Genomic DNA, 14,851 nt, shown 5'->3' on the forward strand with positions numbered 1-14,851 from the left:
CTTAGAAAAATTATAAATTAAATAATGAATTCAAAGGGATGATTTATCTAAAATCACGCTAAATCTTGTTAAATATTTTCATATTTTCTCATGTGCACAAAACCGTGATCAGGCTCGAAATCCCCTCTTCCGAGCCATAACTAAGTCACGATTCTCTCGGCATTCGCGGCAAACTTGTCAGCAGTTTTCGCGTATAGGCATGTTGCGGATTGGCAAGAATTTCGCGCGTATTACCCTGTTCAACGATCCTGCCCTTTTCAAGCACGATCAGTCTTTCACAAAGCAAAGCCACAAGTGCGATATCGTGCGAAACAACCACGAAAGTCGTGCGTTCAGACAAAGTCCGCATGAGATCGATGATACGCGCACGCGTGGTAAGATCGAGCGCGCTCACCACTTCATCGGCTATAATGAGGTCAGGATTGGCGACAATCGCACGCGCAATCGCGATACGCTGACGCTGACCGCCGGAAAACTCATGCGGATAACGTGTTGCTGCATCTTCTGGCAGATCGACCGCAGCCAGTGCTTGGGCGACAGCCTGCGCAATGTCCGTCTCGATTTTCAGCGAGCGCAGCGGTTCAGCAATGATGTTGAACACGCGCTGGCGCGGATCGAGTGAGGAATAAGGATCCTGGAAAACCGCCTGCACGGAACGGCGAAAGCCCCGCATGAAGCTGCGGTCTTTGATGTTGAGCTTCTGGCCGCGAAAATTCACATTGCCTGACGTTGCAACCTGCAACCCCAATAGCAGTTTGAGCATGGTTGTCTTGCCGGAGCCAGATTCACCCACAATGCCAAGATTGCTGCCGCTTTCAAGCGTGAGATCGATGCCATGCAGCACGGTTTTGCCGCCACTATAGGCGAAGGAAACGTCGGAAAGATCGATGAGGCTCATCGCGCCACCTCCAATGCAGCGTCGAAGGCACGCGCGGCAGCAACCAGTCCCTTGGTATAGTCGTCAACGGGATTGGCAAAAAGTGTAGTTACTGGTCCCTGCTCGATCAAATTGCCGTGCCTGAGCACGAGCGCTCGCTCGGCAATGCTCGAGACGACCGGCAGATCGTGGCTGATGAACAAAAGCCCCATGCCTTCATCGCGAACGAGTTGCTCAAGAAGTTTAAGGATTTCCGCCTGTGTCGTCACATCGAGCGCGGTTGTCGGCTCGTCCGCGATCAGCAGTTTTGGCCGACAGGCAAGCGCCATGGCAATCGCAGCACGCTGGCGCTGGCCGCCCGAAATCTCATGCGGCCATGAGCGGGCAATGCGGGTCGGTTCCGGCAGGGATACGCGATCCAGGAGCGCAATAACCTCGCGTTCGAGTTCCGCTTTGCCAAGCTTGCGGCCATCGCGCGACGCACGGCGCTGGACCACTTCGGCTACCTGTTTGCCGATGCGCATCAGCGGATTGAGCGCAGTCATCGGTTCCTGAAAGACGGCGGCGACGCTTCGTCCACGCAGCGGAACAAGCGCACGATCACGCGCCCCGATAATCTGATGGCCTTCAAGCGTGATAGAGCCGCTTGCTTTCATTCCGTCCGCAAGCAGTCCCATGACGGCCAATGCGGTCAGTGATTTGCCGGAGCCGGATTCACCGATCAGGCCGACGCGCTCGCCCTGCGCAACCGAGAAAGACACGCCAGAAACGAGAACGCGGCCAGCTGTTTCGATCTCCAGATTTTCAACGTTCAGCAATGGGCTCATCGTTGCCTCCTCCGCGTTGGATCGGCCACATCGCGCAAGCCATCTGCAAAAAGATTAAGCCCGATGACGAGCAAAACGAGTGCCAGACCCGGTGCGATTGCACCGAAGGGAGCCGTATAAACCGAAGCCTGCGCTTCCTGCAGCAATCGTCCCCAGGATGCGTTTGGTGGTGGCGCGCCAAGCCCAAGATAAGACAATGAAGCTTCGGCGATCACAGCAAGCCCGAACTGCAGCGCGAAATTGACAATCAGTGTCGGCCAGATGTTCGGCAGCACATGGATACGAACGACACCGAGCCACGAAGTACCGGAAATGCGCGATGCTGTAACATAATCCATCGCCAGAACGCGTTTGGCGAGAATGCGGGTCAATCGCGCGACAATAGCAGCACCAGCAATGCCGATTGCGAGAATAGCGGTCGAAAGGCTCGCACCATCGCTTGAAGCGACGATCAGCATGGCAAGCAACAACGTCGGAAAAGCGATCAGAATATCGAGCGTTGCAGCCAGCATATCGTCGAGTGTCTGCGTCGCAAAAGCAGCCAGAACGCCGATGGTGACACCGATCACAGCGCTGATAGCGACGGCTCCGAGCCCGACAAAAAGTGCGATGCGCGAGCCGACCATGATCTGTGTCATCAGATCGCGCCCCAGCCGGTCTGTGCCTGCCCAGTGCTCCCATGATGGCGCTGCCAGTCGTCCGCCAACCATGTCGCCGACCCCATAAGGCGTCCAGAAAAGGGTAAGCAGTGCAACAACGACATGAATGCCAACAAGAATACCGCCGACCACGAGCGGCCAAGGCAATCGGTAACGTTGCGAAGATGTAGTGATGCTGCTCATGCGCGGCCTCCCGCAGACCGGCTGCGCAATCGCGGATCGATCAAACGTTGCACCAGATCGCCAGCGAAGCCGACCAGAAGAACCAGCAAAGTAGAGACAAACAAAACGCCTTGGACATTGGGATAATCACGCTGCTCGATACCCAAAAGCAGCATGGAGCCGAGGCCGGGGAGCGAGAAAACGCGCTCTACCACCACAGCGCCGAGAAGCGTTGAAGCGAGTTCGATACCAAGGATTGAAATCACAGGAACCGCGCCATTGCGGATGCCGTGACGGATCAGCGCTTGCGAGAATGTGGAGCCCAGCGCGCGTGCCGTACGCAGATAATCGCTGCCCAATACATCCTGTGTTGCCGAACGAACATAGCGGATAAGCGATGCCGACATGACGATGGCAATGGTGATGACCGGCAATGTCAGTGACTGAAATGCAGCAGGTGCTGATTGCCATCCACGCGATGGAAAACCACCCGATGGAAACATGCGCAGTTTTACTGCAAACACCCAGACCAACAGAATGCCGATCCAGAAAACCGGCACCGCAATGCCCAATTGTGAGATCACTGAAATGATCGAGCCATACCAGCTTTTCTGGCGCACGACCGACAGGATGCCGAGTGGCACGGCGATGATGATCGCCAGCACGAAAGCCATCAGTGTCAGTGGCAGCGTCACGATCAGGCGTTTGCCGATTTCAGTCAAAACAGGTGCGCCGCTGACAAAGGAATTGCCGAGATCAAAGCGCATAAGTGAGCCGATGAACTGTGTGAATTGCTGATAAAGCGGGAGGTCGGAGCCGACCTGTTTACGCGCAGCTTCAATCTGCGCGGCGTCAGCACCAACCGAAACCAATGCATTTGCTGGATCACCCGGCAAAAGGCGCAGCAGCAAAAACAGAACGATAGCTGCAACGAATACCGACAGGATCAGAATGGCCGAACGGCGCAAAATATAGGCAAGAATGGCGAATACCTCTCGGGCATGAGGGGCAGCTTTTTACCCTCTTGAATATGCGATAACGCCGCCGGAAAATAATTCAGGCGGCGCTTCGTGTCGAGTATCAGTTCTCGATTATGGACAGCTGATTAGTTGTCTGTTTTCTCAATATCATAAGCAAAGAACTGTGAGTTCAGACCATTGACCGGATAGCCGCTGACTGACTTTTTCGAAACCACGATCTGCGGATAGAGGTAGAACCAGTTGCTGGCTGCATCTTCTGCAATGATCTTATTGGCTTCGGTCAGCTTGGCCGTCTGTTCATCGGTTGTGGAGCTTGCTTCAGCTTCCTTGATAAGATCAACAACCTTCGGGTTGTTATAGCCCCAATAGAAATCCGGATTGCCGTAGAACACGATATCGCGGTGGTTCACATGCTCCTGCAAGGTCGCCTGGAAATCATGCGCCTTATAGACCTTCGTGTACCATTCATTGGCCGTGATGATGTTGATGTTCACCTTCACGCCGATCTTGGCCAGTTCGCTCTGGATGAACTGCGCTGCAATCGGGTGCGGGTCATAGTTCGGCGTATCGATGGTGAAGCTGAAACCATCCGGATAGCCCGCTTCCTTCAAAAGCTCCTTGGCGCTTTCAGGATTATAGGCATCGACCCCGGTCAGATCGACATACCAGGGATCTGTTGGCGGAACGAACGAGCCGATCAGTGTGCCATAGTCGCCCCAAACTGCGTTCAGCAGCTTCTTGTCGTCGATGGCACGCGCCAGCGCCTTACGAACCTTTACATTGTCGAACGGTGCAACGCGGTCGTTATAAGCAAGAAGCAGCTTGGTCGTGGACTTGCCTTCACTGACGGTAAAATCAGGATTGTCCTTGAACTGAGCCAGCGAATCCGGGCTTTGCACCGAGGTGATGATGTCTACCGAGCCAGTCAGAAGCGCATTGTTGAGCGCGCTTGCATCGGTGAAATACTGGAAGACAACCTCTTCGTTTTTTGGCTTGGTGCCCCAGTAACCGTCAAAGCGCTTGATCGCGAGCGATGAACCACGACGCCAGTCTTCCAGCGCGTAAGGTCCAGTACCATCTTCCTTCGATTGGAAATCGGTCGCTTCGTCATTCACAACCCAGACATAGCTGAGATTGTATGGCAGCGAGATCGAGCGGGACGAAAGCTTGACGACGACAGTTTCATCATCTGGCGTTTCGATGCCTGTAATGGTCTTGAGGCTGCTTTTGCGCGAGCTTTTAGATTCAGGCGCTGCAACACGCTCGATGGAGAACTTGACGTCCTTCGCGGTAAGCGGCGCACCCGAATGGAACTTGACGCCCGGCTGAAGCTTGAACGTGTAAGTCAAACCATCGTCGCTGACCGTGTAGTCCTTGGACAGAACCGGCTCAACTGTGCCATTGTCGTCCAGGCGAAACAGCGCTTCATAAACGTTGCCGTTAAAGGCTTCATTGATGCCCTGACCTGCGCCTGCAGTGTTATCGAGGTTCTGCGGCTCGTAGAGCGACCCGATATTGATGGTGGCGTCCGGGTTGCCTTGCTGCGCATGAGCCTGAGCGAACGAGCCGAATGCCAGTGCAACGGTAAGTGCCGTCGTCAGACCCCAGTTGCTAAAATTCATTTTGCGATTACGAATGGTCAAACCGCTCATTTTATTCTCCTGCTTCGAGGTCGCCATAAGGCCCTCAGTTGATACAGGTTATACAGCGACCGTCAGAGCATCGATAAGCGGTGCAGCTGTGCTATACGGGGATTCTTTAGAAGATTATTCTATAATAAACAAAATTGGTAGATGATTTATCCTTCACCATAGGCTGATACTCATCAACAGCCAAAATTGAGTTATCAAGCCACTCGCTCTTATATAAACGACTACAAACCAAAGGCTGGCGATGCAAAATTGCAGTCTGTTGGTCCAGTCGCCGAAATTGCATCCTAAATCGCATTGAGAGAACATGATGAGCCAGATTGATCGCGCCAGAAGCCAGTCTCTTCTGAGAGCAGCAGGGCTTGATGCGCTTGCACTGTTTCAGCCCGAAAACTTCCGCTATGCGACCGGTGTTGCAGCTGGTGTTGCGACGATGTGGGGTCGGGCGGGTTCGGCAATTGCGCTGGTGCCAACCGATGAAAAGGCAAAACTCGGCGTCGTTATCAGCGATCATGCCTATGCTGCTGCAGCGCATCTTGGCGACAGAATCGATTTCCGCACCCACCGCATCTGGATTGATATGGTGACGGTAGAAAATGCCAGAACAATTGAAGACATCAATGTGGCATACAGGCAGGCAAACAATGTCGGTCCACGCGCCGAGACATTTGATCAGGATGCAGCTTTCAGGCTTTTAAGTGATCTGCTGGCCGAGCGTGGGCTTTCCAAAGCGCGTATCGGCGTTGATCTGGAGTTCATGCCAGCAGCTGATTTTGCAGCTCTCAAAAAAGCACTTCCATCGGTTGATTGGCAGGATGCTTCCATTCTCGTCAAGCGCCTGCGCCTTATCAAGAATGCCCGCGAAATCGAGTATCTGCGAAATGCAGCCCGTTATGCAGAAAGCGGGCTGGAAAATATGCTGAACACCGCCCGACGTGGTTCCAGCCTGAATGCGCTTTCGGCAGCCTGGCTTGATGGCGTCTCACAGGAAGCCAACCGGAATGGTCAGGTCCTTTCCGGGCATTGGGCTTACATCTCGACCGGCCCTGATCTTCAGGACATGAAGGCCGAGCTTAAAGAAGGTGATCTTGTGAAAGCCGATGTCGGCACGCTCATCAACGGTTATTCTTCAGATGGTGCGCGCACTTATGTCTGCGGCAAGCCCGATCCGCTTGCCAGCGAGATCTACAAGGTGCTGCAGGAAAGCTTTGCGGTGGGCGAAGCGCTGTTAAAGCCCGGTACGCGGTTCTGCGATGTCCATGCAGCAATGCTTGGCATCATGCGTAAGCGCGGTTTCAGCGAATATTATCGCGGCCATTTTGGCCATTCGGTGGGTGCGGCCGTTGGCATTGAAGAATGGCCGTTTATCTCAAGCAGCAACGAAATGCTGATTGAACCAAACATGGTGCTGGCGCTGGAAACACCGTTTTACGCCAATGGGCTCGGTGCGCTGATGATCGAAGAACAGTTTCTGATAACCGAAAGCGGTGCGCAAAGCATGAACAGGCTTTCGAGGGAGCTGCTATCCATCGGCTAGACAAAGCCGTTCGATGACAATTAGTCGTCGCCTGCGATGGCTCGCTCGCGGCGGCGGCGCTTCCATGGCCATTCGCCGTCGATCTCCGCTTCCAGTGAAAAGCTGAGGAAGGTTCTGATCAGAACGATAAGGCCCAGCAAGCCAACGCTTTCCCATGTGAGCGGCGAAATAATGGTGGCGATAATGTCGGCACCGATCAGGATTTCGAGGCCCAGCAGAATGCCGCGACCGAGATTTGCGCGGTAACGCGTATAAGCATTCTCGCCCGATACAACGAACACATCCTTGAGATAGATAAGCGTTGCAACGGCCACGCCGATAATGATGACGGAGACACCAAAGAACTCAAGCGCGGATGCCATCGGCTCCAGTATCGGCGCAATCAGACTTACAAATTCGCCGCGTTCCGCACCCGCATTCATCCTATCCGTCCCCTGCCCGTTAACCGGCAATCAAAACCTATCGCGAAAAACTTAAAAAGATGCGGCAAGTCTCCCCGCCGCATCTTTTATCATTTCAACATTCAAGCCTGAATGAAAGCCAGAAGATCAGCGTTCAGAACATCGGCATTGACCGTCAGCATACCGTGCGAGAAGCCCGGATAGGTCTTGAGCGTGCCGTTCTTGAGAAGCTTGATCGCCTTAAGTGCGGCATCCGCAATCGGCACGATCTGGTCGTCTTCGCCATGCAGAACCAGTGTTGGCACGCCGATAGCCTTGAGGTCTTCCGTCTGGTCGGTTTCAGAGAAAGCCTTGATGCCTTCATAATGTGCCTTTGCGCCGCCCATCATGCCCTGACGCCACCAATTCTGGATTACGCCCTCCTGCACATTCGCACCATCACGGTTGAAGCCATAGAAAGGGCCTGAAGGAACATCGCGGAAGAACTGGGCGCGGTTTGCTGCGAGCGCCGAGCGGAAGCCGTCAAACACTTCAATAGGCAGGCCTTCCGGGTTGGCTTCTGTCTTGAGCATCAGCGGAGGAACTGCGGAAACCAGAACCGCCTTAGCAACGCGACCTGCCGGTTCACCATGCTTGGCGACATAGCGGGCGACTTCGCCACCGCCGGTCGAATGGCCAATATGCACGACACTCTTGAGATCCAGCGCTTCGACAACCGCAAAGGCGTCAGAAGCGTAATGGTCCATATCATGACCTTCGGAAACCTGAGCCGAACGACCGTGACCACGGCGGTCATGGGCGATAACGCGATAGCCTTTCGAAAGGAAGAACAACATCTGGGCATCCCAGTCGTCCGAGCTCAGTGGCCAGCCATGATGGAACATAATTGGCTGTGCATCCTTCGAGCCCCAATCCTTGTAAAAGATTTCGGTGCCGTCTTTTGTGGTGATAAAGCCCATGGTGTTTTCTCCTTCGGATGAGATGTTGGTGGTGTTGGTCTGAGTTGTTTCTGCGAGAGCCAAACCGGCTGGCAGTGAAATCGTTGCAGCAAGTGCTGCGCCTGTAAGCAGAATGTCGCGACGGTTGATGATTGTGGAAGTGCTTTTCATTCTCTGTGTGCGGACGCTGTAGTCGGTTTTTACGTGCACCTTCTTCTCAAAACCGGTTTCCAATTTTGGGAGAGATGCTGCAGCGTCACCTTTCTGCCTGTTGCGTTGTTCGATGGAGGGATATTGCGCCATTGCATCACTGCAAACAATTGCAATAATTATTTCGATACTATTGTCTAAAATGTAATTATTGATGCGTAGTTGGTCGTAATCCGTGCGCGCGGGCTACACAGACCAAAAACTTCAAGCGATCAGTTCTGGATTGAATTTCGTAAGTAGAGCCATCACGCTGGCTCGAGATAACCCAGGCGCCGACTACGGCGCCCGAGTAATTTGAATCAACGCGCGTCCCAAACCGTATGAAACGGCTTTCGGAACAAAATGCGCTTTAAACGGCCCAGCAGGCGCAGCCGAGTGCGCCGAAGAAGCCTTTGAGATCACCAATCGGCAATTGTGAGCCCCATGCTGCCGCATGATCATGACCATGAACGCCACAACTGTTCGAGCAGCCACATGTGGAGATTGCAGTGCGGCGAAGACTGTTTTTGCCAGCACCTTCCGGCTCGCCCCATGCCGCATAGCCCCCGAATTTACGCACCGGCGACCAGTCAGGCATTGCAGGCGGAATTGGGTTTTCATCCAGATCCTTGAAGGCGTTTGCACCATAGACAACCTTGCCGCCAACCATGGTCAGATCCGACGTCAAGAATGAAATCTCGTCTTCGCTGCAATTGAAGAAGTCTTTGTCTGGCACCACCAGATCAGCGAACTGACCCTTTTCAATACGGCCTTTCTTGCCTTCTTCATTAGAGAACCATGTGACCTTTTCCGTCCACATGCGCAGCGCTGTTTCACGATCAAGACAATTGCGGCGCGGATAAAGCTGCATACCGCCAACCGTCTTGCCGGTAATCATCCATGACAGCGAGACCCACGGATTATAGGATGCAACGCGCGTCGCATCCGTACCTGCCGAGACATGCACGCCTTTGGAGAGCATCTTGCCAATCGGTGGCGTCACTTCTGCGGCTGCATGACCATATTGCTCGACGAAATATTCGCCCTGATAGGCCATGCGGTGCTGCACGGCGATACCACCGCCAAGTGCTGCAATACGATCAATGGAGCGGTCCGAGATGGTCTCGGCATGGTCAAAAAACCAGTTCAGGCCTTCAAGCGGAATGTCCTTATTGACCTTTTCAAACACATCAAGCGAACGGCTGATGGTTTCGTCATAAGTAGCGTGCATTCGCCATGGCCAGCGGTTTTCAGCCAGAATTCTGACGACATCTTCCAGCTCGTCTTCCATTTCCGGCCCCATATCCGGGCGCGGCTGACGGAAATCCTCAAAATCGGCGGCAGAAAACACAAGCATTTCGCCTGCACCGTTATGGCGGAAATAGTCGTTGCCTTGCTTGTATTTCACCGAAGCCGTCCAGTTGAGGAAGTCTTCCTTCTCTTCCTTCGGCTTCTGCGTGAAAAGATTATAGGCCAGACGCACAGTCATCTGACCTTCATCTGACAATTGCTGAATGACTTCATAGTCATCCGGATAATTCTGAAACCCACCACCCGCATCGATCACGCCGGTCACGCCAAGACGGTTCAACTCACGCATGAAATGGCGGGTCGAGTTGACCTGATATTCCAGTGGCAACTTTGGACCTTTGGCGAGCGTCGAATAAAGAATCCCTGCGTTGGGCTTGGCAAGCAACAGGCCGGTCGGGTTGCCATTGGCATCACGCAAAATTTCGCCACCCGGAGGGTTTGGCGTATTCTTGTCATAGCCAACTGCACGAAGCGCTGCGCCATTGAGCAGTGCGCGATCATAAAGATGGAGCAAAAAGACAGGCGTATCGGGCGCAATCGCATTGATTTCTTCAATGGTTGGAAGACGCTTTTCGACAAACTGATGTTCGGTAAAGCCACCAACCACGCGCACCCATTGCGGCGCGGGCGTTACCGACACCTGCCGCTTGAGCATGTCCATGGCATCGGCCAGCGAGCGCACCCCATCCCAGCGCAGTTCCATATTGAAGTTGAGACCACCACGCACGACGTGGGTGTGGTTGTCGATAAGGCCCGGCAATGCACGACGACCTTTCAGGTCGATCTTGCGGATCGTAGAGCCTGCATGGCCAAGCACTTCTTCATCCGTACCGACCGCGGTAAAAATGCCGTCCTTGATTGCAACAGCCGAAGCTGCGGGATTTGTGCGGTCAAGTGTCGTGAATTTACCGTTGTAGAGAATGATATCTGCGGTCATGAAATCGTACCTTCTGTGGCCTACGCTGAATTAATCGCAGGAATCGCTCAATGAAATTGCTTGGGCAGTCAGGCTTATCTTGAAAATGTACCCATTTCCGCACGCGCTTGATAAGCAAATTACACATCGCCGTTTTGCTTTGCGTCTTTACGATCTGCGAGTGACTGTCCGGATGGCATATGGCCGAATACATGCGGTTTGACCTGATGAAGCCATGAAATAACCGCAGGTTCTTTAGCCATAATGGACTTTGCAAAAGGAATGATCTGCTCGCCAGCCAGAATGCCTAACAGTCCGATTAGCGCCACCATCGGTGGCGCGGGCGAACGAACATTGAGCAAGCTATAGATGACACCAACCAGAATGCCGGCAAAGAGCGATAAAACATAGATTTTCACAGGCACACCTCCAGTTGGTGATATTTGATCAGTGACCTTCGGAGGCGTTGAACATGGTCTTGGCGTAGATGATACCCAGACCATAAGAACCGCCGAACTTCTTGGCGATTCCTGTTGTCATCTCGTAAGTCTGCGTACGCGCCCAGTCGCGCTGGAGTTCAAGCAGATATTGCAGCGATGTCATCGGCTGTGCGCCTGCCTGCACCATACGGTCCATGGCGCGATTATGCGCCTCATCGGAGACGTCACCGCAGGCATCGGAAATCACGTAGACTTCAAAGCCCTGATCAAGGGCCGACAATGCAGGACCGACAATGCAAACGCTCGTCCAGAGACCGCTGAGAACGATGCGCTTCTTGCCGATGCGGTTGATTTCATCGATGACGGATTCGTCTTCCCACGTATTCATGGAGGTACGGTCGAACAGCACCTGACCGGGGAAGGCATCGGTGATTTCGTTGAACATCGGGCCGGAGAAGCTCTTTTCCGCAACCGTTGTCAGAATGGTCGAAACGCCAAAGCCCTTAGCACCATTTGCGACCAACGCCGCATTGTTGCGTAGGTTTACAGCATCGATATTCTTGGTTGCAAAGGACATCTGCGACTGAAAATCGATCATGATCAGCGTGTGATCAGACGGCGTCAGCAGTTTCGATCCCGGTGTAGCGGTTGCAGTCAGGGCCATATCTTTCCTCGGCATGAAGCGCATCCTCAAAAAGACGCACGTTAAAGCTCTTGGTATCCAGGCGCCCATTATGGCTTGCCGAGCTGCTACCCTTCTTGTCATCCAGTCGCAAAAATTGGATGTTTTTATCGCGTGCTTTGTACAAGACTGCTATGGTCCACTTATACCCACCAGAGGAAACCTCACATGTCGCGACACACTTCGGCGAGCAATCAGTATATGGAATATATACGCCCGAAGGAGGATACGACGGTTTATTCAAGCGTGCTCAACCAGGGGATGGTGACGGCCACGCGAATTACACGCAGCGCTCCGAATTTCGGCTTTGTCGATCAGCATGTCACTGAAGATGCCTTCATGCTCTCGGTACAGCTCAAGGATTATCATGGTGATCTCTGGGTGGATGGCAAGAAGGTGGATTTTCCTGCAAGCCATAAAGGCAACTTCACGCTCTATGATTATAACCGCATCTGGCAGGCAGACCTGAAGTCGGCCTTCGATTGCGTGAATTTCTATCTTCCACGCAGCGCATTTGTTACTCTGGAAGAAGATTTCGGTTCTCGAAAGGTGGAAAACTTCAATGTTCTGCCGGGTGCAGACATTGCCGACAATACCATTCGCGGCCTGACAGAAGCACTTTTGCCCGCATTGGAAAATCCCGCGCAAGCGAGCCGCCTGTTCGTCGATCACGTCGGGCTGGCGCTTGCCATGCACATGGCTGCGACTTATGGCACGGCCGAACTGCGCGCTCCAGCCCCGACCGGCGGGCTCGCGCCATGGCAGCTCAAGCGCGCAATGGCAATCATGGATTCAAAACTCGATGGCGATATCCCTATTGCCGTCATTGCCCAGTTCTGCGGATTGTCGCCGTCTTATTTTACCCGCGCCTTCAAGATCAGCACGGGAATGCCACCGCACAAATGGCTGCTCAAGCGCAAGGTAGAGAAAGCCACGAACCTGCTGCGCACGACGCGGATGAGCTTGAGTGAAATTGCCGTCGATTGCGGCTTTGTCGATCAAAGCCATTTTACCCGCGTCTTCTCAAAGGCCATTGGTGCAGCGCCCGGCCAGTGGCGCAAAAGCATTAATTCATAAGCTGAGACGTTACGCTTTACGATAACGCCTGCGCCACATGCCAGGCGCTTCACCGACAATCTCGGAAAAGACCCGCGTGAAGTGGCTTTGGTCTGCAAAGCCACAGGCCAAAGCAATTTCGGCAATCGATGTACCCGCAATCAGCATGTCGCTCGCCTGCGCGATCCGATATTCAATCAGCCAGCGATAAGGCGTCTTGCCAAAAGTTTCCTTGAAAGCCCGCATGAAATGACTGCGCGACAGGCTGCAGGCATCGGCCACATCTAAAATGGAAAAATCGGCATTCAGATGTGCGGCGAGAAACTCGGTTGCCCGACGTTCCTGCTTCAGAGAAAGCGTGCCCTTGCGCTCATGGGGAAAATAAAGCCCGCCATAGGTCTGCGTGAGATGAACCATAATTGCGAGTTCGATCTGTTCAAGAAACACCGTACTCGCCAGATCCGGTCGATCCAGAAATGGCAGCAAGGCTCGCGCCAAACCGAGGACAACGTTGTCAGTCGCACAATGAACATTCTGCAGCGTCCTGAATTCCGGACGTCCGGCTTCCTCTGCAAAAGCACGAATATCAGCGAAAGGAATCCGGAACTCTATATCGTCGAAAGGAGAAAGCTGGTGCCTTTTCCACTCCCGGCTGAGTTCTGCAATTGCCAGCGAACCCTCGTTTCGCGCCCCTTCATAGACCAGACTTCCACCACACCAGAGCTTCTGCAGTCGAAGGTCTGTGAGCTGGGTGGTGATACTGAAGGCTTCCTCATTGGATAACACATCTTCGAGCGGCATCGCCTCGCCCGGAAAATGGCGGCGCATCACAGTCATCGCCGACATTTGCATCAGCGATTTGGTGATACCGGGTGTTGCCTGCTCCGGGCGATCCATTGCGTCACTCTTATCTTGGCCCGAATGGCTTTCTTCAAAACTGGACACCATCAGTGATAAACCGACTTTCGCCACAGACCGGGCGATACACCTGTGGTGTCGACAAACCTGCTTGCCAATGCGTTCTCGCTTGAAAAGCCGCAGCGGCTTGCAACCTGCTTGATTGTCAGCGAACGATCTTTCAGCAGAAGCTTCGCGTGTTCGAGTCTGATTGCCATTAACCAGGCCTCCGGCCCGATGCCTGTGCTGTTGCGAAAACGAATGCTGAATTCACCAACCGGCACACCGATGGAAGCTGCGATTTCGGTCACGGAAATGTCTTCGCCATAGTTTTCCGACATGAACTTCTTGGCGCCTGTTTCCTGCCAGATTGAAAGGCCGGTTTCTTCAGAGATCGCGGCAAGCTCCGGCTTTGCTCCCTCATGCAGAAGATGCGCGCAAAGTGCAGTCGCTATGTGCTGTAGCAATGCCGGATGAAATGTATTGGCATAATCAAATAGCGGCAGAAGGGCTGTTCCCAGATTGGCAATCACCTCATCCGCCTCACCGCGTCTGCATCGCAGATCCCTGGCTCCATCGGAAGCGGTCAGTGCCGAGGTTTCGGTAAACAATGTGCGTGGCAGCACGAAGGCCAATGCGTGCAGATTGCTATGAAGAACAATTGAAGCGCCCTGCTTGATGTCGATCAGGCAGACTGTGTTCTGCGGATAAAGCTTTGGCGCAAGGAAGCGCTCGCCATTCTCGACGTCACCGTGAACGGTATCCGCGAGATAAAGCATCATGAAATAGGCGTCACTGGCCGGGATATCGATCTTCGGCATTTCATCGCGGCCAAGCTTTCTATGCAACTTCGTTACATTGAACTGCGCCGCTTTCAAAGGAACCGTCGTTAGAGCCGGAGCGTCAGGAACACCAAAACGTGAACCGATACAATCATTGTCAAAATGCGATTTCAAAACTCCCCCCAGCCGATACCGCCATTCACCTAAACTTGTTTGGTTGTTGGAGTTCACATTCGGAACCAACGTAGAATTGCCAACATTCCTACCTGAAAGCCCACTTCAAGTCCTGAACAAATAGCACGCAGGAACATGGTTTTATTGTAAATTCCTGACCTTTACAGGCGTTGAGCGCCTCATCAAGACATACCTTATTCTGCCACTTTTCCGCCTCACACTGTTCACATATACTTGAATAAACCGTGTTGTCTTGGACATTCTGCCCGTTTCAAGGGTTTATTGTCTACTCTTTGAGATACAATCTGTGAACCAAACGGTAGCTAGGCGCAGCCGATTGAAAGGCCTATCTCTTGGTCATCGAAACGACGAAC

The 14,851-nt window shown here is 53.3% G+C and carries 14 protein-coding genes; 2 read left to right on the top strand and 12 right to left on the bottom strand.

Annotated features, from left to right (window positions below; genetic code table 11):
• Positions 1–145: 145 nt before the first annotated feature.
• From ABWV94_RS16740 to ABWV94_RS16760, 5 genes are all read right to left on the bottom strand, one after another.
• A complete protein-coding gene (locus tag ABWV94_RS16740) occupies positions 146–898 on the bottom strand; it encodes an ABC transporter ATP-binding protein (protein WP_353414499.1) in 753 nt (250 codons plus the stop codon).
• Positions 895–1,704 (bottom strand): ATP-binding cassette domain-containing protein, encoded by an 810-nt coding sequence (locus ABWV94_RS16745; RefSeq protein WP_007879073.1) that lies wholly within the window; start codon positions 1,702–1,704, stop codon positions 895–897. Before ABWV94_RS16745 ends, ABWV94_RS16740 begins: the two co-directional genes overlap by 4 nt.
• Positions 1,701–2,546: an ABC transporter permease gene (locus tag ABWV94_RS16750; RefSeq protein WP_353414501.1), complete on the bottom strand. Its 846-nt coding sequence runs from the start codon at positions 2,544–2,546 to the stop codon at positions 1,701–1,703. Before ABWV94_RS16750 ends, ABWV94_RS16745 begins: the two co-directional genes overlap by 4 nt.
• Positions 2,543–3,493 (bottom strand): ABC transporter permease, encoded by a 951-nt coding sequence (locus tag ABWV94_RS16755; protein WP_353414503.1) that lies wholly within the window; start codon positions 3,491–3,493, stop codon positions 2,543–2,545. The genes ABWV94_RS16750 and ABWV94_RS16755 overlap by 4 nt, the downstream gene beginning before the upstream one ends.
• 137 nt (positions 3,494–3,630) lie before the next feature.
• Positions 3,631–5,157 (bottom strand): ABC transporter substrate-binding protein, encoded by a 1,527-nt coding sequence (locus tag ABWV94_RS16760; protein ID WP_353414505.1) that lies wholly within the window; start codon positions 5,155–5,157, stop codon positions 3,631–3,633.
• A 307-nt stretch (positions 5,158–5,464) separates the two neighbouring features.
• Between ABWV94_RS16760 and ABWV94_RS16765 the strand changes: the two genes are divergently transcribed.
• The gene (locus ABWV94_RS16765; RefSeq protein WP_353414525.1) at positions 5,465–6,691 is read left to right on the top strand and encodes a M24 family metallopeptidase; all 1,227 of its coding nucleotides are present in this window, start codon (positions 5,465–5,467) and stop codon (positions 6,689–6,691) included.
• A gap of 20 nt (positions 6,692–6,711) precedes the next feature.
• Here the strand turns inward: ABWV94_RS16765 and ABWV94_RS16770 are convergent, their stop codons facing one another.
• The 5 genes from ABWV94_RS16770 to ABWV94_RS16790 form a co-directional block, all read right to left on the bottom strand.
• Positions 6,712–7,113, bottom strand: coding sequence for a DUF1622 domain-containing protein (locus ABWV94_RS16770; protein ID WP_112814587.1), 402 nt, complete (start codon positions 7,111–7,113; stop codon positions 6,712–6,714).
• Between the two features lie 101 nt (positions 7,114–7,214).
• Positions 7,215–8,051 (bottom strand): alpha/beta fold hydrolase, encoded by an 837-nt coding sequence (locus ABWV94_RS16775; protein WP_353414527.1) that lies wholly within the window; start codon positions 8,049–8,051, stop codon positions 7,215–7,217.
• A 538-nt stretch (positions 8,052–8,589) separates the two neighbouring features.
• Positions 8,590–10,467 (bottom strand): amidohydrolase, encoded by a 1,878-nt coding sequence (locus tag ABWV94_RS16780; RefSeq protein ID WP_353414508.1) that lies wholly within the window; start codon positions 10,465–10,467, stop codon positions 8,590–8,592.
• Positions 10,468–10,586: 119 nt separating this feature from the next.
• Complete coding sequence (locus ABWV94_RS16785) at positions 10,587–10,865, bottom strand: XapX domain-containing protein (RefSeq protein WP_353414510.1); 279 nt, start codon at positions 10,863–10,865, stop codon at positions 10,587–10,589.
• Positions 10,866–10,893: 28 nt separating this feature from the next.
• On the bottom strand, positions 10,894–11,544 hold the full coding sequence (locus ABWV94_RS16790) for a hydrolase (RefSeq protein WP_200636110.1): 651 nt from the start codon (positions 11,542–11,544) through the stop codon (positions 10,894–10,896).
• 192 nt (positions 11,545–11,736) lie between these two features.
• Between ABWV94_RS16790 and ABWV94_RS16795 the strand changes: the two genes are divergently transcribed.
• Positions 11,737–12,645 (top strand): helix-turn-helix domain-containing protein, encoded by a 909-nt coding sequence (locus tag ABWV94_RS16795; protein ID WP_353414512.1) that lies wholly within the window; start codon positions 11,737–11,739, stop codon positions 12,643–12,645.
• 9 nt (positions 12,646–12,654) lie between these two features.
• Here ABWV94_RS16795 and ABWV94_RS16800 read toward each other — a convergent pair whose 3' ends face one another.
• Together ABWV94_RS16800 and ABWV94_RS16805 are read right to left on the bottom strand one after the other, a co-directional pair.
• A complete protein-coding gene (locus ABWV94_RS16800; RefSeq protein WP_353414514.1) occupies positions 12,655–13,521 on the bottom strand; it encodes an AraC family transcriptional regulator in 867 nt (288 codons plus the stop codon).
• Between the two features lie 50 nt (positions 13,522–13,571).
• Complete coding sequence (locus tag ABWV94_RS16805) at positions 13,572–14,477, bottom strand: AraC family transcriptional regulator (protein ID WP_353414516.1); 906 nt, start codon at positions 14,475–14,477, stop codon at positions 13,572–13,574.
• Between the last annotated feature and the right edge of the window lie 374 nt (positions 14,478–14,851).

Origin of the sequence: Brucella sp. NBRC 12953 (genome assembly GCF_040369775.1) — a bacterium.
GTDB lineage: Bacteria > Pseudomonadota > Alphaproteobacteria > Rhizobiales > Rhizobiaceae > Brucella > Brucella pseudogrignonensis.

Coding starts and splice junctions, on each gene's coding strand:
- ABWV94_RS16740 (WP_353414499.1), bottom strand. CDS start 898: ATGAGCCTCATCGATCTTTCCGACGTTTCCTTCGCCTATAGTGGCGGC.
- ABWV94_RS16745 (WP_007879073.1), bottom strand. CDS start 1,704: ATGAGCCCATTGCTGAACGTTGAAAATCTGGAGATCGAAACAGCTGGC.
- ABWV94_RS16750 (WP_353414501.1), bottom strand. CDS start 2,546: ATGAGCAGCATCACTACATCTTCGCAACGTTACCGATTGCCTTGGCCG.
- ABWV94_RS16760 (WP_353414505.1), bottom strand. CDS start 5,157: ATGAGCGGTTTGACCATTCGTAATCGCAAAATGAATTTTAGCAACTGG.
- ABWV94_RS16765 (WP_353414525.1), top strand. CDS start 5,465: ATGAGCCAGATTGATCGCGCCAGAAGCCAGTCTCTTCTGAGAGCAGCA.
- ABWV94_RS16770 (WP_112814587.1), bottom strand. CDS start 7,113: ATGAATGCGGGTGCGGAACGCGGCGAATTTGTAAGTCTGATTGCGCCG.
- ABWV94_RS16775 (WP_353414527.1), bottom strand. CDS start 8,051: ATGGGCTTTATCACCACAAAAGACGGCACCGAAATCTTTTACAAGGAT.
- ABWV94_RS16780 (WP_353414508.1), bottom strand. CDS start 10,467: ATGACCGCAGATATCATTCTCTACAACGGTAAATTCACGACACTTGAC.
- ABWV94_RS16795 (WP_353414512.1), top strand. CDS start 11,737: ATGTCGCGACACACTTCGGCGAGCAATCAGTATATGGAATATATACGC.
- ABWV94_RS16800 (WP_353414514.1), bottom strand. CDS start 13,521: ATGGATCGCCCGGAGCAGGCAACACCCGGTATCACCAAATCGCTGATG.